We start from the raw sequence: 19,721 nt of genomic DNA on the forward strand, positions 1-19,721 counted from the left end.
GTCATTTGTTGTCTACACCTATTCCATTATTATACATATGACAATCAAGCGGCGATAGCCCTCAGTAAGAATAAGGTTCTTGTGATTACTTCTTTTCTAACAAAGAAGTTCACCCTCAATCATAGTCCATTGCACTTGATATCTCTCATCCAACAGGATTAAATCCGCATCGTATCCTACCTCGATTTTTCCTTTGTGAGATAACCCTAGAATACGCGCCGGCGATGTTGAAGCCATGTGCACAGCATCCGTCATCGAAATTCCGTTAACGACTGTCAGGCGTAACGCTTCATTCATCGTTACGGTACTCGATGCTAAGGTGCCATCCGCTAGCCTTGCAACTCCCTCGGATACGGTGACATGGTGACCACCAAAAATATAATTACCATCACCCAACCCCATTGCCTGAAGCGCATCCGTAATTAGTACCATGCCTTCCGGCCCTTTGAGACGATGCATCAATCTGATAATTGCTGGATGAAGATGGACTTGATCAACAATAGCTTGCAGACTTACATGTGGTTCTTCGAATGCGGCTACGATCAGTCCAGGGTCTCGATGGTGAATCGGTCTCATGCCGTTAAAACAATGTGTTACATGACTCGCACCAGCTGCAAAAGCCATCTTTGCTTCCTCGTATGTGGCGTCGGAGTGAGCGATGGCAATCACAACATCCTGTTCTTTTAGAAAGGAAATGAGCTCCATACCCCCAGGCAATTCTGGAGCTATCGTTACCATTTTAATGAGCGAGCCCGCTTCCTGAAAAATTAACTTCATTTCTTCAAGATCGGGATGACGAAGATATTTCTCGTTTTGCATCCCTTTGCGCTTCGGATTCAAATAAGGCCCCTCCAAGTGAATGCCGGCGATCCTTGCCCCTTGTTCTCGTCCGATTACAGATTTTACGCTCCGAATCATATTCAAAAGATCTTCCATCGTCGAACTCACGGATGTCGCTAGAAATGAGGTGCATCCGGTTGCAGCACAAGCGCGTGATACTTCTTGAATACTTGCCTCGGTTCCATCCATCATGTCATAACCATTGGCCCCATGAATATGAACATCAATCATCCCTGGTATGAGCCACATCCCTCTGCCATCAATAGGTTCATAATCACCTTCGAATTTCTCATGATCTTGTGTTTCAATTCTCTCCACCTTTCCGTTAACGATCCAGACCGTTGCAGAAGGAAGTATTTGATGTGGAAGCAGTACATTTACATGTTGAATTTTTTTGTTATTCATTACTACTCAACTCCGTCCTGTTGGTGATTTGTCTGACATTCTATAAGTGTAATATTTTTGTGGTCTAATATTTCTTTCATTTCGGCTGGTATGGATTGATCGGTTACAATAATATCCACGCAATCAAAGTCTAACTTGAACCTCGATTTCACCGAGAATTTTGTATGATCCACAACAAGAATGACCTGATCTGACCGCCGCGCCATTTCTCTCTTCACCCGGACATCTTCTTCATATGGATAATAGAGTCCGTCAGGTTGGATTGCCGTCGCTCCGATGAACGCTTTGTCGGCACGAATTTCACTAATTTTATCGATGACAGAAGGTCCGTATAATAAGCGATTTTGGGTATGCAGATAGCCGCCGAGCACGTAGATGCTCAGATCTTCTCGCTTGGAGAGAATTCCTACATTATCAATAGAATGCGTAACCGCTGTTATCTGTTTCGCTTGAATATGTTCCGCAACAAATTGTACGGTCGTAGATACGTCCAAGAATACAGTCTCATGATCTCGAATCAACTTAGCGCCATGCTCGCCAATATAGTTCTTGCTGGTGGATTCATCAATGAGACGTTCTTGATAGGAAGATAGCTCTTTTTGCAATTCAGGCAAGGCTACCCCTCCATGCGTCCGAACAACAACTCCTTCTTGAACTAATCTTACAATATCTCTGCGCGCCGTATCTCGCGACACTTGAAAGATCGAGCATATTTCTCCAACACTCATGGATTTTTGTTGTTTTAAGTAATCAAGTATTTTCAATAATCTGTCTTCTTGAAACACATCGGATGCACTCCTTTTTTAAGTATTTCGTTTATTAATATAAGTATATATAAGTAATATAGAAAAAGATATAAGTATTTATAAGTTTATTATTTTTTCGAACACTCATACACTTCGAATGTAGCGAAAACAAAATAGACCAAGCCAAAAGACAAATTTGTCCTTCAATTTGGTCGTAATCACTATCTGAGAATTGTACCCGATTGCTGAAATAAGCACTTATCTCACTATTATGAAGTTTTCCTCACCGTCACTAATAGGCAGATCAATTATGGTCAGTTTCTTTACAGATGCCCGTTTCAATGACTGCATACAATGGACCAGAAAAGATATTTGCAACTCTTCTCCTTGAAACTCTACTTCCACGCTTCCATCTTCTAAATTTTTTACCCATCCCGTTAATTTCATTCTTTCAGCAATACTGTATATTTCTAAGCGGAATCCAACTTTTTGCACCCTACCAGAAAAAGAGACCTTTTTTCTAACTATTGGGCTTGGTGAGAATTTTGGGAACTTAATGCGGTTTGCATGCCAAATTACATATTCATTTCTTAATTTCTTGAAAACACTCATTCTTTTATGTACTCCTTTTTGTCTCGTATAAGGATCCATAGTTTCCCCACATATTTTTGACATTCACATCATTAATGCTTTCTATTGTTTTATAGATAGGCGTACCTCTAATACAAGCACCAATAAAGAAATACTGCTTACAACTCTTGCACCTTAAATAGTGACGAACAGTATAATGAATTTCTTCAGATAAATGTCTTGCCACTTCTTCTAAAGGACAATCTCCAGCATATAACTCAAGTCTTTGTTGCTTTATCATTTCTTTAATAAAGGAAATAGTAGGAATATATTTTTGATGTGCATCACTTATTGCTGCTGTAAAAAGTTCTCTTAGAACAAAACAACTCTTACACACTATATCACCACCTACCTATCATCCTTCTCACAAAGCTTCTATTTATTTTTCATTGTCCTTGAATATTTCTCTGTTATCTTCCAACTTCTATATTGAATCAATCTAACTATATTCACAACTGTTGCGAGAAATAGCCCAAATCCAACTAATAAAAATATTGTTATATCCGAACTATCAGATATAAAATAATTCAACAAATTTATTGTTAACAGGATTAAGATTATCAATCCGAAGACCACATAGACATATCTTCTAATAGTTGATTTCTTTATTTTACTCAAAAAATGATTATAACAATCTACACAAATTATAGTTCTTCTCTTACCTAACAATAGTAAGCAATCTTCACAATAATCTTTACTACAAGATCATTGCATGTTCAATTGAAGTCCTGAGAACTGCTGCTCCTGCACTCTGACCTATGATATATTGTCATCCGATACCCTTCCATTATTATACATACGGAATTCAAGCGGCGAAAGCCCAGCTGCAACATGAATACGGTGTTAGCTGAAGTTACACTCTCTTTCAAAGTAAGCGTCAAATCCCCCCCACCTTGTAACAAGATAACCTGTACCATATATAAATAAAATTTATCAAAAAAAATGTGTTGAAAATAATTTCTAATCAATTTAACCTTTAGATAGAGGAGGTAATCATATGAACTAAGAAAGGACGATTGAGCTAGAAAGACAATAAATGATAAAGGAGAAAACATATGAATCAAGAAAAAGTGACAGAGTTGGAAAAGAAAATAAACAATGATTATAGCAATATTGCAGGCATGGTTGTACTAAAAGACGGTAAAACACTATATGAAAATTACTTTAATGAATGCACTGCTACTAACCGAATCCATGTTTATTCAGTAACAAAAAGTATTATTTCCATATTGATTGGGATTGCCATGGACAATGGGCACATCAAAAGTATGAACCAGAGAGTATTGGATTTTTTCCCGGATTACACCGTTAAAAGAAGAGAAAAAACAATACAGAATGTTACACTTAAGAATTTGCTGACAATGACAGCTCCGTATAAATATAAGTTTACACCCTACATAAAGTATTTCACGAGTGATGACTGGGTAAAATTTACGCTTGATTTATTAGGAGGTAGGGGGCAGATAGGGAAATTTAGATACACTCCCCTCATAGGACCAGATATTTTATCGGGCATTCTTGTAAAAGCAACTGGGCAATCTGTGTTTGATTTCGCAACAGAAAATTTATTCTCGCCACTGGGAATTACTGTTGAGAGTAATGTGTTTTTTCATAGTAAAGAGGAACAACTCGCATTTAATAAAGCTAAAAATATCAGTGGCTGGGTTGCTGACAGGGCTGGAGTAAATACAGGAGGATGGGGCCTTACTCTCTCTCCTACAGATATGGCAAAAGTAGGTCAATTATACTTAGATGGCGGAATGTGGAACGGAAAACAAATTGTATCGACAAGATGGATAGACGAGAGTACAAAGGAACATAGCCGATGGGAAAAACTCAATCTGTCATATGGATATTTATGGTGGATTGGTAATGATAAAGAGCATGGCTATGCAGCTATGGGAGATGGAGGAAATATTATTTATGTCAATACAAAGAAAAAAATGGTAGTTTCTATTGCTTCTCTTTTTAATCCACGTGCTAAAGATAGAATAGAATTTATCAAAGAAAATATTGAGCCAATATTTGAGAATTGTGAATAGCGAGAAAATAGCGAGCATCAAATAGCCCACATCTTGGTGAACAGGTGTGGGCTATTTGACGCTTACCTTTCGAAACTGCTAACAATTCGCTCCAATATTATGGCTACTCCATCTTTATCATTCGTTTCCGTGGTTTCAGATGCTATTTCTTTCAATTCCTTTATTGCATTTCCCATTGCGATTGAATACCCACATGATTGAAACAATCCTAAATCATTAAAGTCATCTCCAAAACAAAGAACATCTTTCATGTCAACACATTCTTTTGTCTTATGGCCTGAATTGCATTCAAATTTCTAAGCGATATTTTTTTACTTGAATTTAAGAGTGTTCCGTCTAAATCCAAGATAATTGCTTTAGGTTTCATACTTCCCCCCGAAAGCTAATCTAATTTCCCCAAAAAAAACGCAGTATAATATATATCTTTAATTTTGACGGCTACTACTGTATCTTTGTCTACATCTTGAATGGAATATATTTTTGTTCCTTCTATTAAGTCTATTTTGGTGTTGAATAATTTAGCTTGACCGTTTTCCTTAACATCGTCTAAAATTTCTTTTATTTCTCCAACTTCTTTTTCTATTTTCTCGACAGGTGTTACGTTACCTTCAATAGAGTAAATTCTACCCTCGAATGCAAATTGTGATAATAAATCATTATTAGCGTTAATCCCTGTCGTCTCCGGTTCTGTCGTTGTCGTAGAACAAGAAACTATAGTTATCAGAAAAATAATTCCCAAAATGAAGTTAAATCCCCTCACATTGTTTCTCCCTTTATTAATCATTCCATTCAAATTGTGAACCTCCTCAACCCTACATAGAAATAGTCGTAATTAGCTCAACTACTTTGTTAATAGCATTGTTATTTCCACTCTGTTCCATTTTCTCAATAATTTCAAATCTCTTCTCAAATACATTATGAATGGCTTCCTTAAATGCATCATCATCCATGTCTTCTTCAAGCAAAATTTCACAGTAACCCGAGGTCTTAAACGATTGAGCATTCAATACTTGATCTCCCCTACTGACTTCTTTAGAAAGAGGTATTAATAACATAGGCTTCTTTAGCGATAGAAACTCAAATATAGAGTTTGATCCCGCTCGTGAAATAACAATGTCTGTCATGGCTAAAATATCGACCAAATCACTATGTACGTATTCAAATTGTTTATATTCGCGATAGATATTATATGAATTGTCTATTTGTCCCTTACCACATATATGAACAATCTGAAATTTATTGATTAAATGATGCAAATTTCTTCGAAGTATCTCGTTCATTCGTTGTGATCCCAGACTTCCACCCATACAGACAATAACCGGTTTATTTTTTGAAAAATTACACAGGTTTAGTCCTTTGCTCGTACTACCATGCATAAGCTCTTCTCGGATAATTGCTCCAACATATAATACCTTGTCACTGTTTATATGTTCCTTTGTTTCTGGAAAAGTTACGCATATCTTCGAGGCAAAAGGAATAGAAATCTTGTTAGCTAACCCGGGGGTGATATCTGATTCATGAATAATAATCGGTACACGGTTCAACCATGCTCCTAAAACTACAGGGACCGAAACAAAACCACCTTTTGAAAAAACTACATCTGGCTTCATTTTTCTTATACATTGGTAGGCTTGAAAAACTCCCTTTATAACACGAAAAGGATCCTTTACGTTTTCCCAGTCAAGATACCGTCTTAACTTCCCAGTTGAAATACTAGTGTACTCCACATTAGCAAGTTTCTTAACCAATTCTGCTTCAATGCCTTGTGTTGAACCCATGTATTTAACATCCCAGCCCATATTAACAAGCTTAGGAATCAAAGCTATATTAACAGTCACATGACCTGCAGAACCCCCACCGGTAAATAATATTCGCTTCGCCATCACAATCACCTCACTAATTATCCAGCGTCTCGATTCCACTTATTCAAGTATTTCTACATCAAACTTCTCAATCCAGTTTAGTGTTTTTCCAAACCTCTTTTCTTTATGAATATAATAAATATGTGGATCTTTTATCTCTTGAAAATCATCAAACTTTCTTAAAGTAAATTTCATCTTATATATTCCTTTATTACTTGGGATGGAAAAACCGTTAAGGTCATAATTCAGTTGCTTAAAAGTAAAATTATTCAATAGCAGTTCATGACTTTCACTGTCATCTCCAACTGAAGAAGGTGAATATAAGTTGTCTTCTTCAATAAAAGAGATATTACCTAGACCAGATACTAATGGATACACAAAATTCGAATAATTATCATCTGCTTTGCGATTCACTTGCATCTCGATTATAAATAGATCGTCGTCCAATTTCTGAATTGTACTTTCTATTACTAGATCAGTTGGCTTTATTTCCGGTGAAAGATTCTTATAAAATCGAATAATTCCAGCAGCAACGAGAACTATGAACAAAATAATTATTAATGCGATTCTCCGCTTCATCAATGGACCACCTCCATTGCATTATATCTTCTTAAACTTTTTAAATATTTCATCCAAAAAATGATCTCCATCTACTAACCAATATCGTTCCTGTTCTGGTACTTCATCAAAAAAATCTTTATATTCACCAATCCAACCTACTGGAACGTAATTCTCAAATGACATAGGTTCTGGAAAGAAGGAATAAAAGACTCTATCATCAAAATTCACATAAATAGTGGGTATAAACTCAAGTACTTCATCAGTACTCATAAACGCATCTTCAAGCTCTACAAGTAACTTCCTTAAATCACTTGTTGATACCTTTAAATCAATTATCTTATCTAGAAAGGTCTCTGCAGTTGTTACATCCAATACGGTAATACCAAACCTATCTTCCATTTCAGTATTTAGAAACCAATATTCTCTTTCAGTAATATACCAACTCCATGTTTTTTGAAATAATACGCCTACAATTAACGTTTGCGCATATTCTGGCATAAGCTTCATAATGTTTCTCCATTTTAAGTGAATTATTTTAGTTCCTTGCGGATGCCATCTTCGTTCTAGCTTATACTTATTTTCTTGCTTTAATTTTTATTTCAGACCGAATTCACTTCCATTTATTTAATATATATATTTCTTCATTGTCTGAGTCATGTGTTCCTATTATTTCTTCACATCCAGTCAATATATATTCAGTCCTATCTCCTTCGCCATCTCCAGAGATTTCTCTTGTTTCAATCTTCTTACATTGAGTTTTATACTTTCCTTTAGCTTTTCCACCATGTTTATCTCTTGAACTATCGTAGGTATATTTAATTACGCCATTTTTGTAAACTACATCATTTAGAATTGGATCTCCCTCAATTGTATAACTAGTTATTCTAATCTTACTTTCCGATCATTTTTTATGTCTTCTATGAACTTATCCATCTTTTCAAAGTTAATTTCTCCTGGAGGACCCGTAATTATATCACCGTTTTTCTTTGCTTCCTCAGATGAATAAGAGTTATTACATCCCGTCAGGATTAAAGTAAAAAGTAATAAGGCATATATAAACTTCACAGTGACCCCCCCATTTCGATTTTCAGTAATTTCACCTAACTTATGTAATCACGAACTCTCACTGGCTTAAGGCGCGTTAGTGCCAGGTCCGCAGCATATACTTCATTAATATTCTCCATTGTACTCAACAAAACTAGTTTCTTTAATTCGTGTAATATGATACGGCATATATATATTTGTTGATCGGGTAGCTAAACCTTCAATATACTGAATCGCTGCCTCGACCATCTCATCCGACCTAAAAACTACTTCATCTAAGTAACCACTGAGCAATGCCGCATCACCTTTGAATTTAAGAAACAAATAACAAAACCAGGATCAACAACGACTAAATTTACAATCTCATTTTCTGTTTGTTCTCTTGAACCATCATAAAACCTGACTACAATATCTTGATCTTTATAAAATACATCCACATCACATGAAAAGTTCTTAAATTCAAATTTCATTACATGTACCAACTCCAGCTTCTATAGGCAATCTTATTTTTATTTCCGCCAAAAAGTTGAACAGTCCGCCTTGTCCAAAATATTAAATTCGATCATTTTCTCAAGTAACGAGAAATCAACTGGACGATCCCACTTGATACGAACCAACTCCTTAGTGTGATCATATCCAGCCTGCACAATTTCATCAGAAAAATGATTAATCCCTGCCTTTTCAGGGGCAACAGCCAAGTGCTGTTTGGCTACGCTAAAGCCAATGATAAATGTATCGTGATCGGTAAACATAGGTTGATTCCACGCTATTTTTGGCATTAAATGCGGGAATTTCTTAGTTATCCAAGCCAAAACTTCTTCCGTTCTAGCCCGATGTTGCGGGTTATCGATACGTGCTAAATATTCTGCAAAAACTTCCATATGGATCCCCTCCTAAAATAACTTTAAACCATAAAACACCATCTAACGCCGAATTTATCAATAAACTGAACTAGACATGGACTATAAAATGTTGGACCTATTGGAGTAATCGTCTTACTTCCATCATTCATAACTTGATATGCCTTTCTTAAAACATCATCATTCTCAAATATGGCGACTATCTCCATAGTAGTATCTGCCGATGATTCTCTAGTGCCTCCGAAGTCGCTAAGCATTAATCTAGTTCCAAGAACGTGCATTTCTGCATGAATAACAATTTTCTCCGGTTCCCTTTGAGTGTCAAACATAATTGAATCTGTTTCCGTGTTAAATGCCGTTTTGTAAAGTTCTATAGCTTCACAACAAGTACCATTCAAATATAACTGTGGTACTATCATAAGTCTCTCCCCTTATATAAGGATTTATGAGTCAGTGATCATTCATTCCCAAGATGTGTAATCCTCTAATAAAAAGTCCCCTTCTATTTCAAGGATCGTCTTTGGTTTACTGTCGTCATAATAACTAATATCTATCGTTGTTCCACTCCATTGAAGAAAAAAGACCCCATTACCTCTATACTCCAATTTTATTAAGTTTTCATTTACATCTTGATGCTCAAAATAATACAATCTAGCATCCAGGTCTCTATTTTCTTCGTTATATCCTTGCGAGAGTTCAAATGTTCTAATCCCAAATTCTTTGAGTATTAACTTATCTAGATAAACTGTAATTTCAGCATTTGGATTCCTTGCGAAGTTAGCAGTATCATCAACTGACATAATGGCTTGAGAGTCTGTCTCAGTTTCAAACCACATCATTATTGCTTCATCAGCTCTACGAACAACATAAGCCCTTGATTCTAATAGTTTAAACTTCTCAATTCCATTAAAACGTTTAAGGATCATAGTACCCATAATATATTCTCCTTACGAGCCAGTTCTTAACTCTTCAAAAATTCATCAAAATATTTATAAAACTCTTCTTTGTTTCCTAAATGAACATTGTGGTCGGGATGTGACATTTCATGGCCAAGGCAATTTGGGATTAGCGATTGCATCTTGGTGAAATCTTCATCTGATATTGCTTCGTTGCCTTTTGCTCTGATTAACAGAAACATGTCAATGCTTTTCAACTTAACAACGTTTCTGTAGATTTTTGTTTTTCCATATTACTCCCCCTTATTTACTTTTTATATATATGTAATCGATAAACCCTTGCCGTATCCATTCGCCTTCGAACTTTCTTTCTAGTACTCTATCTTCTTTGTATATTAATTGCATATCATCAAACATAGAATCTGCTTCAAGATAATCATAATAAGAGTGTATTACTAATTCATCATCTTCCATTTGTTCATATTGATGTTCTCCTAAATCAACTCCGTCTCCAACTCGAAAATCCTTAAGGGTTAAGAAATTAACAAATAGTAATCCATTAGGTTTTAGAACTCGTTTCATTTCATTTATTGACTCTTTCACATCTGATTTTCTCATATGAAAAATGGAGTTATACGAGTACACAAAACTCGTTGACTCATCTCTCATTGGCAAGTGTCTCATGTCGCCTTGTAGGATGTTTAAATTTTGTCCTCTTGTTTGTCCAAACTGATCGGCCTTCTTAAGTTGTTCGTTATTCATTTCTATTCCGCATGTAGAATATCCATAATCTGCAAACAAACTTAATGGAGGCGAATCTCCGCCAGCCCCACAATCTAATATTGTCTTTTCCATGCCACTCTCATTACATAAGGCCAAAAATCTGTACAATGGTATTTGCTTAAACAGCTCCACAGTTATTCCATCTCCTTGAATATAGTTTTTTATAATGACGCGGATTTCTAATGTTGGCTCTTCTTCAATTATACATACTCAATCTTAAGTTCTTGTACAAATATTGCTGTTCCTGAAATAAAAATATCTATATCTTCTTCGCTTCGTATTGCTTTTACATGTACTCTTCCATCTCTTCCAATTTCCTGGCCTTGCTCTACAATAAACTCTACAGAATTTAAGTTTTGATTTAAATACAATAAATAATAAGCACCCATTACACCTGATGCCGTCCCTGTTACTGGATCTTCAATTGTACCTGAGTAAGGTGAGGAAAAATGTCTTGCATGCATCAACGCTCTATTATCATAAGTCTCAAAACAAATCGGATGTATGGATGATCTGACATTCTCGGCAAGTACATCTGGGAACTGTTGATTATTAGGTATCATATGATTAAAGCTGCTCAATTTTTTGATTGGGACCAGTAAAGTCCAAGTGCCAGTACTTCCATAAACGATAGGCTTGTCTAAATCCAACTCTTCTTTCACAAGTCCTATTGACTTGGCTAGCTTATCTATATCCCCATTAAAAGATGTAAATTGAGGCCTGTCTTGTTTCATCTCTATTGATAGTTGGTCATTCATCTGATCAAATTTGATTGGTAGTATACCTACATTCGTTTCAATCTGAATAAGATTTCTATCCTCGAACATCCCATTGGACTTTAGACAATATAATGACCCTATGGTTGCGTGTCCACAGAGATTTATCTCATGTCCTGGAGTAAAATATTTCAATCTTAGATCAGCCTTCTCTGAATTCAACACGAACACAGTCTCATTAAAGCCGACTTTAAAAGCTATATTTTGCATTTCATCCTCAGTTAAGAAGTCAGCATTCAACACAATACCAATGGGATTTCCTTTATTCGGAACACTAGAAAAAGCATCATAATGCAGGACATTTACACTATTCATCTTGATCCTCACTTTTCATATGTATATTGACTCGGATTGACTACCACAGATAATATTTTCTCCAATGATTCGATCCAACTACAGCTCACACCCAGATGATCGAATTACCCGTCTGAAGGGACGCCTCAAACAGCTCTCTTAATACTACTGTTGAATGCAGATCTGAGCATTTAAGCTCCCTTGTAACGACTTGCATAGAGTTTGGATAGTAGAGTTCCTCGACTCCCCAGATCTTTTTACTCAATGGGTGGGTTGACTTGTGAAGGCTTCCCGTCTCAGAATCGCAAAACCACACTAGCCGGCCTACTCGACTATCTTTCTCCAAACAGACCACTTCCTGCGTGAATGCCATTGATCGAAATAGCTCTAGGTTGTCCTGGTTTACGATACGGAATCCATTGTCATTTAACCGATAAGTAAATTCCATTCCAGAAGAGTAGAACCACCTGTCATCGCCGGGCAGAGCCCTAGCATATTCTTCCTGTGACTTAGATTCCAGAAGAAATACTCCCTGGAGTTCGCTTACCCTGGATTCCAGAATATCCAATTCTTTCAGAGCCTTATTCGCCTGGCTCGCGGATAAGGTATTCCCCCATATCGAATTTAATAGCGGAAAATTTTCTTGTCCCAGTCGCTCCATCGCTCCAAAAAAGAAGTTCCCTCCAGCGATATTGGCGACCCGATTATAGTAGTATCTAAAATTCTCATGCTCACAAGCATGTTCACGCCATTTCAAAAAAAGATGGTACGTTCCGTCATCGGCAGAGTCCGATAAATCGATCCCCTCGTCGGTCCATTCCAGCAAGCTGATATCAAAAGGAGGAGGCTTAACTTTTCCCTCTTTCACGCAATTACAATTCACATATGCATCTAGCCCCATAATTAATCCTCTTTTCTCTAATCATCCCCCCGGGTGGATGACATAGATTATTATTAGCTTACACAATTAAGACGTTATCTGGTTCATTAATGCTACATATAAATGACTTCTCTCTCCAGGTATCCTATACATCCCTAGCGCATCTAATCGATGAACTGCCATTGCAGTTTTATTCACGAATCTTGAAAGGCAACAACACTAGCAGAAGATAATTTGTTCTGCAAGGATTTATTATTAAGTTTGTCGTAATATACAGATAAGTTATTTTACTGTTATACGCAGCTAATACTCTATTAAGAAAGGAAAATATCAAATGGAATGGGTAGAGAATCTAAATGAATCAATAAATTATATAGAAGAACATCTTCATGAAAAAATCGATTATAATCAGGTAGCTAAAAAAGCCTGTTGTTCTTTAACAAAGTTTCAACGTCTTTTTTTGTTTGCGACTGATATGACGGTTTCAGAATACGTTAGATGTAGGCGGATGACACTGGCTGCTCGAGAACTGATAAATTCAGACATCAAAATTATTAATCTTGCTACTATGTATGGATATGAATCATCTGAAAGTTTTACAAGAGCATTTCATACCTTCCATGGCATGCCACCAGCTACTGTTCGAAAGCTAGGAATTTATAATGAGCTGGAGCGGATTTCAATTAATTTAAAAGTACAAGGAGGAAATATCATAATGGGAAGAAAGCCGATCGTCCGAATTGAAGAATTCAGCGGAATAAAAGCCGCAACATTCCGCGTTGATGGCATAGATCCGGAAGATAAGGCATTTTCTATGCTTCGTGAATGGGCAATAGGAGCATTAAGCGATTATGCTGCCAGACGTTGCATTGGTTATGCACCTATGGGGCACCATTCAGAGGGTGAGGACTGTGACTCTCATGAATATGTAGCACAAATGTTTCTCTATGAACATGAAATAGATGAAAATGGTCGGTTTCATGGTGTTGAGGTTGATAACGCCCCACAGGGACTATATATTGTCGGAGATGTCGTACTGAATGAATTTCACGACGATGGGTCGATTGATATTGGACAGTCCATGAAAAAGTCATCAAAGGAAATATATGACTGCCTAATTGAAATGAAAACTTATGAGCTTGATATGGAAAATCGCCCATTCATAGAAGAACAGATATTTCAGCCCGGATGGTTTGCTGGTAACGGAAGCAGTGAATTTAAGCTTTGGTTACCTATAAGAATTAAACAGTAGATTACTCATGTATTCATGCCTAAGAATCGACATTACAGAAATAGATTCAAATTTATTTCCTTTGAAAATACTGTCTCTTAGTGTTCCTTCAAAAATAAAGCCAACGGATTCATACACATGCCTTGCTCGGGTGTTGAATTCTTTAACATCTAACCATAACCGATGAACCTCAGTTTCTTCAAAAAACCAATTGATTATAAGCTTCAACGATTCCTTCCCATAACCTTTGTTTTTCATCTGAATAGTAATACGCTTTATGCATATAGCTTTATTCGAATCTAGTAAACCAGTTAATATTACATATCCAACTTTGTCTCCGTTTTTGTTCTCAATTATTAAATGATGTATATCTTCATTTGTTAATGATTCTAAATGTTGTTCAACCGTCCATTGCCCAATAAATGGTGTGTTTTCAGGATCCGTTTCGGCATTTAAGACAAATGTTAAATCAGCTACTTCTGTCTTCCGAAACTTTAATTCATCAGATTCAATCAACAAAATACACCTCCGTATAGTTTTTTATTAATTTTGATTATGTATCAGTTCATTAACTTCCGAATTGTTATACGCTGTTCAAGGTTTTTTCATAAGACGCAATTGTCATTTTATTGTTAATTTGTTTGGTCTCCCCGGTCTTATGATAACCTAACTTTTCATAGAGAGCACAATTTCCATACTCTTGCACTATCGAATCTAACTCCCAAAATTCCGCATCGTTATATATATCTTCGATAATCGAAAATACTCTTTGAGCTATTCCTTTTCCTTGATGTTCGGGCAAAATAAATATTGGGCCAACACGATATCTTTTGTTCTCTTTCCTTACAATTCTAATTGCGCCTACGGTAAGATTTGAACTTTTAATAATGTAATAATCCGTAAATGATTGATTTAATCGATCTATTGTTCGTTCCACAGATTCATTAGCAGGGCTAGTTTCAAAGTCTTGATATTTATTTAGTAACGGCATAAAGGTTTTAATTTGCATTTCGTGAATAATCGTTGCTTCACTGAGACTAGATTTAAATATCGAAATTCCCACTTTCTTACCCCCAGAATATCCCTAGATTTTCCTTATCCATTGCTGATATTTTATTACTAGTTATTGCAAGAGTATGAGAAATTTTTATCTATCATCTCAAAGTTGCAATCTTGGTAGATAGACCAATAATAGACTTTGCTATTCATCGTATAAAATACTAAACTATAATCTCCTTTATTGTAACGGTATAAGGTGAATTCTCCTTCTTGGGCGGTATCCGTATTGTTTCCGTAAATTTGCTTCATTGTTTCAATACTACTTCCCGGTTCTAATCCACTAGGAGTTGTTAAAGTATCCAATGTACTTATTGAAACTAATTTTAAAGACTTATCGAAATTAAAAATATATTCATTCGTGCCCAGCATGTTAACAGTGCGAGAATTTTCTATTCCTTCCTCAGTATCCTCGGAGTATAGTTCTAAATTTAAAAGCCGAATCTTTTCTAATACATCATCGAATGTCATTCCTAGATAAATTTCACCTTTAGTTATGTCTTGATCATTGATTACTAGTTTTTTTTCTTGATTAGTTGAGATTTTTTTTTCGGGAGTACTGCATGCGGCCATAGAAAATAACAAAATTAAAGATATCAGTAACCAATTAAACTGTTTTTTATTCAACTTATTTCACACCTATCCGAATAATTCATGTAATTAATTAAAACTCTGCCAATAATTTATTGTCCTAGTTTTCTTCCACGATTATACAACTGATAACCGAAGGGCGATAGTCCTGATGCATAAATACGATGTTAAGCGAAGTTAGCTCTTCTCTGATTTTCCATTGCTTTAATTTTATACATTCCATTTGGGAGGTCGTTTCATAAAACGATCTGGATCCTTAATAAATCCGTGTTTCTCATATAACCCGTGAGCATCCAATGTCCCTAATAGACCCATCATTCCTTCAAATTCTTCTGAGTCTACAATCATTTCAACTAGCTTCTTTCCTATACCCTTACCTCTGCATTCCTCCAAAACAAATACATCACAAATATAAAAAAACGTCGCCTCATCACTAATAACTCTCGCGAAACCGACTTGTTTTGCTTCTTTGTAAACACCTAGGCAATAAGAATTGTCTATTGCTTTAATTGTACGAGCGTTAGGTCTTTTATTAGCCCAATAGCTTCGGGATAAAAAATCTATCACGATTTCCTTATCAATTCTTGTCTTGTCATCACTGATACAAAATTCATTAAACACAACTTCCATGAAATCGCCTCCTTAATATTATCATGCACAGGGTTCATCTAAAGTTGTACAAAACGACCCAGCCCTAGATAGCTTTTATCTTAGGCTGGGTCGTTTGTTGTCTTCTATGATTATACCTCTGTCAACTAAAGGATGGTACTGCGTAGTGTGAATACAATCACATTTGTACTTTTTCGCACCGGGAATGCCTTCTTTGGATTTCTATTCATTATGCTTAGCGTTTTCAATGTGAGTAATACAATTATATCGTTCACAATCCCATCTAAATTGGTCTTTATTTAAAATTGTCACCGATGTATTATGAAGCTGTTCTTGTGTATCGATATGCGGAATTAGTTTCTTTAAGGTAAGTCCAATCAGTGCTCCATGACTTACTATCAATATTTTTTTGCCGGGATGTCTTTCGGAAATGTCCATAATACACTTCATTCCCCTTGTCATTATCTCATCGTTTGATTCTATGCCAAGATCTAGTTTGGACCATCCGTATCCCCATTTATTAACTCTGTCTTGTTCAGTTGTTCCCTCGATAAGTCCGCAGTTCATTTCTCTTAATCGTTGATCAGTTCTCACTTCAATATTCTTAAGACTCCCTATAATTTCAGCTGTTTCAAGTGCTCTTGATAAGTCACTTGAATAAATATAATCCCAGTCTTCGTTTTCCATTCTCCTAGATAGTAATTCAGCTTGTCTTCGTCCCTCATCATTTAAAGGTATATCAGTTTGTCCTTGTGCTCTGTGTTCATAATTCCAATCAGTCACTCCATGTCTTATAAGTCCTATCCATGTCATACTATTTCCTCTTTCATTTTTTTTGTGGTTTGATACTGCCGATCTTGTATCTAACGTTTGCGTATCTACGTAGATACTATGTTATATGATATCGGGGACTTCTACGAATATGTTATTTAATCTAATTTTTCGATATCCTTTATTCTCTTATCAAGAATTGCAATAGTTTCATCTAAGTTCTCATTAGTATCATCATACTGTAATATTTCAACATATATATGTCTGACTCCGAGATGCACTTCAAATATATCATCCACGCAATTGATAATTCCCTTACCTATTAATTGATTAAGACTACTCTCGATTGTTTCTTCAGATATATTATTTATAAATTCTGATAGAGTATAATTGACTATTTCTTGCTTGTTAGGCCTGGTTATTTCCTTATGTAACCGTAGAGTTGATAAAACTATTAGTAATGAAACTCTATCTTGCATGGGAGCCCTCCTTACAATTTAATCAACTTTCAATCTTTGGACTCTTTGGGTTCTCTAAATGAACCGAAAATCCCTGTAATAAGCCCAATTAACCCAAAGGTAAATCCATATCCAGAAGAACCTTCAAATGCCAATAAAATAATCACTCCGAATAGTAAAATATGTACACCTAATAGTTGAACTTGCAGAGCACTTGGATTGATAAAGTCCAAAAATACAAATGCATAAAAGATTGCAATAACTAATAGTGTTAGAGCGATTAAACACACTAATCCAAAACTATCCATCTTGACCTCCTCTAAATTTCAATCATTTGCTTTCAACCATACCACTTTCCTTAGCAATATTCTTAAGTATATTCAATAGAAAAACCGCCATTGAAGGCGGTCTAAACAATTTATCATTTCTGCCCAACAATAAGTCCTGGGGATATTAAGATTGCATCTGTTTAAATACAGTTAATTCCGTTAGGTCAGAGCCACTCACCCTAATTAGAGCGTCTCAACCAATTTCTGAATCTTTGAGCGGGAAATTAAATATAAAGGACCCATTATTTCTATTTTGCCGTCCTTTACACGTATAGCGCTCTCCTGTTCTGCCGCGTAAACATCAATCTCTTCAGACAAGGGGAACAGGTAACCTTGAACAAACGTGGCGTAGTCGCGTTGAGAATGAGATTCATAGGCAAAATGATCAAAGCCAATACCATCATAAATAGTACTTGTTTCAACTTCATCAGTGTTATTCAAGCTTAACCATTTTGCAGCCATGTTTAACGCACCGGCGCTGGCACCCATTATAACGGCATTGCTGTTCTTAATAACATCCGATAATTCATATTCAGCCAAAAAATCGTTCTGCAAAACAGGATATCCACCACATAAAAAAATGACAGAAGCGTTTTGAATTAATCGCCGGGCATCTTCCTTCTGCATGCGGTAATCAATGAAATGACATTCATCAAAAATAATATTAGCCTGATTCAACCATGTCCATTCAGAAACATCATCAAAGTTAATTTGCTCACCTGTATAACCAGACGGGTCAGCGCTAATCATAACAAGCGATTTTCTGTCTTGTATATCCTCATGCAACCATTGGACCAGCTTCTCTGGAAAAAAATCATTAAACCAACTGAGATAGTAGTGAGTTTTCATACGTAATTACCTCCATATGTATTATTTACATTCATACATTCTTAACGATTTTTTCTCCTTCATGTTCCTTAAGTATGTACCCAATTCCTTCCACTGCGATGTCTTTACTCATTCTTTATATTTACCATGTAACGAAGGGCAAATAATCTTTACTGTAAATCCCCCTATAATAAGCACGTTTCAAGTAATGAATCTCTTTCTCAAATTGATCAATTACATTCATATCATTGAAATTATAGCCTTTTTCTTTACATAATTCACTATTGACTCGAAAAGTTAATTTAGTATTTCCAATAGTGAATTCAAGTAAGAAATCATTTAACATCCCATTCCAACTAAAAGAAGTTATTTTAGCTTCGACGTTTCCAGCTATCTCTGAGTTATAATTGTTGATAATTTTATTTAGATTCTCTTGTATTAGTTCCTTTGAGTTAAACAACTTATTCACTTCCCTAAAAAATGAAATTTAAATTGAATTTATCGCCCTCTTCTAGCTCTTAAAATTTATTGATATTTTTCAGTAATACTCATCTTCTAATATTGAAAATAAATAAGAATCATGGAATTTCCCTTTGTGCCACATATGTTCCCTTAGATGACCTTCTTGTTTCATACCGATTCTTCTCAAGACATTGGCTGACCCTATATTTCCAGGGCGGCATGTCGCAAACACTCTATGTACTTTGAAGTTTTCAAATCCGAACATTAACATTGCTTTTGAAGCTTCTGTAGCATAGCCACTCCCCCACCATTCGGGGTTAAAACAATAGCCTATCTCAGCATTATTTTCTTTGATATAAATTCCACATCCACCAATTAAAATATTTGCCTCTTTAAGTATTACTGCGAACTCAAAATCGGTTCGGTCGCTTGATTGTTGTTTTGTGATTTGCTCCTCTACATATGCTTGTGTCTCAGCTTTGCTATTTGGTCCCCAAATCATATGTTCAGTTACCACATGATTTGATGCGTATTTATGTACATCTACCCAGTCTTCCATATTAAAGTCACGAATGATTAGTCTTTGGGTTTCTACTTGCATTTGACATCCCCCCATATTCATAATAATTAGTTCTTTGGGTTTTATCATTTTAACTTTAATGAAATTTACCCTCAATGTTGGTTCAATCCTTTTGTACTGAAATCTTGAATTCTCCAAAAAGATATCGCAGGAGTATTATGCTCCTTGATCTACTTTCCAACAAGTT

The 19,721-nt window shown here is 35.8% G+C and carries 31 protein-coding genes; 2 read left to right on the forward strand and 29 right to left on the reverse strand.

Annotation, left to right across the window (positions count from 1 at the left end; genetic code table 11):
• Window positions 1–96: 96 nt before the first annotated feature.
• The 4 genes from nagA to EJP82_RS17940 all read right to left on the reverse strand — a co-directional run bounded on the left by nagA (window position 97) and on the right by EJP82_RS17940 (window position 2,958).
• The gene (gene nagA / locus EJP82_RS17925; RefSeq protein WP_127193444.1) at window positions 97–1,245 is read right to left on the reverse strand and encodes an N-acetylglucosamine-6-phosphate deacetylase; all 1,149 of its coding nucleotides are present in this window, start codon (window positions 1,243–1,245) and stop codon (window positions 97–99) included.
• 2 nt (window positions 1,246–1,247) lie between these two features.
• Window positions 1,248–2,030, reverse strand: coding sequence for a DeoR/GlpR family DNA-binding transcription regulator (locus tag EJP82_RS17930; RefSeq protein ID WP_127193445.1), 783 nt, complete (start codon window positions 2,028–2,030; stop codon window positions 1,248–1,250).
• 219 nt (window positions 2,031–2,249) lie between these two features.
• The gene (locus EJP82_RS17935) at window positions 2,250–2,603 is read right to left on the reverse strand and encodes an acylphosphatase (RefSeq protein ID WP_127193446.1); all 354 of its coding nucleotides are present in this window, start codon (window positions 2,601–2,603) and stop codon (window positions 2,250–2,252) included.
• Window positions 2,604–2,607: 4 nt separating this feature from the next.
• A complete protein-coding gene (locus EJP82_RS17940) occupies window positions 2,608–2,958 on the reverse strand; it encodes a hypothetical protein (protein ID WP_127193447.1) in 351 nt (116 codons plus the stop codon).
• A 718-nt stretch (window positions 2,959–3,676) separates the two neighbouring features.
• Here EJP82_RS17940 and EJP82_RS17945 point away from each other — a divergent pair.
• Window positions 3,677–4,663: a serine hydrolase domain-containing protein gene (locus tag EJP82_RS17945; RefSeq protein ID WP_127193448.1), complete on the forward strand. Its 987-nt coding sequence runs from the start codon at window positions 3,677–3,679 to the stop codon at window positions 4,661–4,663.
• Between the two features lie 62 nt (window positions 4,664–4,725).
• Here EJP82_RS17945 and EJP82_RS17950 read toward each other — a convergent pair whose 3' ends face one another.
• The 15 genes from EJP82_RS17950 to EJP82_RS18025 form a co-directional block, all read right to left on the reverse strand.
• On the reverse strand, window positions 4,726–4,914 hold the full coding sequence (locus EJP82_RS17950) for an HAD family hydrolase (protein WP_127193449.1): 189 nt from the start codon (window positions 4,912–4,914) through the stop codon (window positions 4,726–4,728).
• Window positions 4,911–5,030: an HAD family hydrolase gene (locus EJP82_RS28885; RefSeq protein ID WP_127193450.1), complete on the reverse strand. Its 120-nt coding sequence runs from the start codon at window positions 5,028–5,030 to the stop codon at window positions 4,911–4,913. Before EJP82_RS28885 ends, EJP82_RS17950 begins: the two co-directional genes overlap by 4 nt.
• Before the next feature lie 15 nt (window positions 5,031–5,045).
• Entirely contained in the window at window positions 5,046–5,456 is a 411-nt protein-coding gene (locus EJP82_RS17960) for a hypothetical protein (RefSeq protein ID WP_127193451.1), read from the reverse strand.
• Between the two features lie 19 nt (window positions 5,457–5,475).
• Window positions 5,476–6,546, reverse strand: a complete 1,071-nt coding sequence (locus EJP82_RS17965) for an undecaprenyldiphospho-muramoylpentapeptide beta-N-acetylglucosaminyltransferase (protein WP_127193452.1) — start codon at window positions 6,544–6,546, stop codon at window positions 5,476–5,478.
• A 39-nt stretch (window positions 6,547–6,585) separates the two neighbouring features.
• Entirely contained in the window at window positions 6,586–7,104 is a 519-nt protein-coding gene (locus tag EJP82_RS17970; protein WP_127193453.1) for a hypothetical protein, read from the reverse strand.
• Window positions 7,105–7,125: 21 nt separating this feature from the next.
• Entirely contained in the window at window positions 7,126–7,593 is a 468-nt protein-coding gene (locus EJP82_RS17975) for a hypothetical protein (RefSeq protein ID WP_127193454.1), read from the reverse strand.
• Between the two features lie 103 nt (window positions 7,594–7,696).
• Window positions 7,697–7,975: a DUF4362 domain-containing protein gene (locus tag EJP82_RS28890; protein WP_127193496.1), complete on the reverse strand. Its 279-nt coding sequence runs from the start codon at window positions 7,973–7,975 to the stop codon at window positions 7,697–7,699.
• Window positions 7,966–8,151, reverse strand: a complete 186-nt coding sequence (locus tag EJP82_RS17985; RefSeq protein ID WP_127193455.1) for a hypothetical protein — start codon at window positions 8,149–8,151, stop codon at window positions 7,966–7,968. The genes EJP82_RS28890 and EJP82_RS17985 overlap by 10 nt, the downstream gene beginning before the upstream one ends.
• Before the next feature lie 254 nt (window positions 8,152–8,405).
• Complete coding sequence (locus tag EJP82_RS17990) at window positions 8,406–8,600, reverse strand: hypothetical protein (protein WP_127193456.1); 195 nt, start codon at window positions 8,598–8,600, stop codon at window positions 8,406–8,408.
• Between the two features lie 39 nt (window positions 8,601–8,639).
• Window positions 8,640–9,011: an iron chaperone gene (locus EJP82_RS17995; protein WP_127193457.1), complete on the reverse strand. Its 372-nt coding sequence runs from the start codon at window positions 9,009–9,011 to the stop codon at window positions 8,640–8,642.
• Between the two features lie 23 nt (window positions 9,012–9,034).
• Entirely contained in the window at window positions 9,035–9,409 is a 375-nt protein-coding gene (locus tag EJP82_RS18000) for a VOC family protein (RefSeq protein WP_127193458.1), read from the reverse strand.
• Window positions 9,410–9,451: 42 nt separating this feature from the next.
• The gene (locus EJP82_RS18005) at window positions 9,452–9,925 is read right to left on the reverse strand and encodes a hypothetical protein (RefSeq protein WP_246054240.1); all 474 of its coding nucleotides are present in this window, start codon (window positions 9,923–9,925) and stop codon (window positions 9,452–9,454) included.
• 264 nt (window positions 9,926–10,189) lie between these two features.
• Window positions 10,190–10,801, reverse strand: a complete 612-nt coding sequence (locus EJP82_RS18015; RefSeq protein ID WP_127193460.1) for a class I SAM-dependent methyltransferase — start codon at window positions 10,799–10,801, stop codon at window positions 10,190–10,192.
• Between the two features lie 68 nt (window positions 10,802–10,869).
• Window positions 10,870–11,760 carry a PhzF family phenazine biosynthesis isomerase gene (locus EJP82_RS18020; RefSeq protein ID WP_127193461.1) on the reverse strand — a complete coding sequence of 297 codons (891 nt, stop codon included), beginning with the start codon at window positions 11,758–11,760 and terminating at the stop codon, window positions 10,870–10,872.
• 85 nt (window positions 11,761–11,845) lie between these two features.
• Window positions 11,846–12,640, reverse strand: a complete 795-nt coding sequence (locus EJP82_RS18025; RefSeq protein ID WP_211350177.1) for a hypothetical protein — start codon at window positions 12,638–12,640, stop codon at window positions 11,846–11,848.
• Between the two features lie 313 nt (window positions 12,641–12,953).
• Here EJP82_RS18025 and EJP82_RS18030 point away from each other — a divergent pair, with 313 nt between their 5' ends.
• Window positions 12,954–13,871 carry a helix-turn-helix domain-containing protein gene (locus EJP82_RS18030; protein WP_127193462.1) on the forward strand — a complete coding sequence of 306 codons (918 nt, stop codon included), beginning with the start codon at window positions 12,954–12,956 and terminating at the stop codon, window positions 13,869–13,871.
• Here EJP82_RS18030 and EJP82_RS18035 read toward each other — a convergent pair.
• From EJP82_RS18035 to EJP82_RS18080, 10 genes are all read right to left on the reverse strand, one after another.
• On the reverse strand, window positions 13,848–14,366 hold the full coding sequence (locus tag EJP82_RS18035) for a GNAT family N-acetyltransferase (RefSeq protein WP_246054242.1): 519 nt from the start codon (window positions 14,364–14,366) through the stop codon (window positions 13,848–13,850). The genes EJP82_RS18030 and EJP82_RS18035 overlap by 24 nt on opposite strands.
• A gap of 67 nt (window positions 14,367–14,433) precedes the next feature.
• Window positions 14,434–14,913 (reverse strand): GNAT family N-acetyltransferase, encoded by a 480-nt coding sequence (locus tag EJP82_RS18040; protein ID WP_127193464.1) that lies wholly within the window; start codon window positions 14,911–14,913, stop codon window positions 14,434–14,436.
• Between the two features lie 56 nt (window positions 14,914–14,969).
• Window positions 14,970–15,533 carry a hypothetical protein gene (locus EJP82_RS18045; RefSeq protein ID WP_127193465.1) on the reverse strand — a complete coding sequence of 188 codons (564 nt, stop codon included), beginning with the start codon at window positions 15,531–15,533 and terminating at the stop codon, window positions 14,970–14,972.
• 174 nt (window positions 15,534–15,707) lie between these two features.
• On the reverse strand, window positions 15,708–16,127 hold the full coding sequence (locus EJP82_RS18050; protein ID WP_127193466.1) for a GNAT family N-acetyltransferase: 420 nt from the start codon (window positions 16,125–16,127) through the stop codon (window positions 15,708–15,710).
• Window positions 16,128–16,328: 201 nt separating this feature from the next.
• Window positions 16,329–16,919, reverse strand: a complete 591-nt coding sequence (locus EJP82_RS18055; RefSeq protein ID WP_127193467.1) for a histidine phosphatase family protein — start codon at window positions 16,917–16,919, stop codon at window positions 16,329–16,331.
• Window positions 16,920–17,035: 116 nt separating this feature from the next.
• Complete coding sequence (locus tag EJP82_RS18060) at window positions 17,036–17,356, reverse strand: hypothetical protein (protein WP_127193468.1); 321 nt, start codon at window positions 17,354–17,356, stop codon at window positions 17,036–17,038.
• A gap of 29 nt (window positions 17,357–17,385) precedes the next feature.
• Window positions 17,386–17,643: a hypothetical protein gene (locus EJP82_RS18065; protein WP_127193469.1), complete on the reverse strand. Its 258-nt coding sequence runs from the start codon at window positions 17,641–17,643 to the stop codon at window positions 17,386–17,388.
• A gap of 204 nt (window positions 17,644–17,847) precedes the next feature.
• Entirely contained in the window at window positions 17,848–18,513 is a 666-nt protein-coding gene (locus tag EJP82_RS18070) for a Type 1 glutamine amidotransferase-like domain-containing protein (RefSeq protein ID WP_127193470.1), read from the reverse strand.
• 121 nt (window positions 18,514–18,634) lie between these two features.
• Window positions 18,635–18,952 (reverse strand): hypothetical protein, encoded by a 318-nt coding sequence (locus EJP82_RS18075; protein WP_127193471.1) that lies wholly within the window; start codon window positions 18,950–18,952, stop codon window positions 18,635–18,637.
• 78 nt (window positions 18,953–19,030) lie between these two features.
• On the reverse strand, window positions 19,031–19,555 hold the full coding sequence (locus EJP82_RS18080) for a GNAT family N-acetyltransferase (RefSeq protein WP_127193472.1): 525 nt from the start codon (window positions 19,553–19,555) through the stop codon (window positions 19,031–19,033).
• Between the last annotated feature and the right edge of the window lie 166 nt (window positions 19,556–19,721).

Origin of the sequence: Paenibacillus anaericanus (assembly GCF_003994475.1) — a bacterium.
In the GTDB taxonomy this organism is placed as follows: Bacteria; Bacillota; Bacilli; order Paenibacillales; family Paenibacillaceae; genus Fontibacillus; species Fontibacillus anaericanus.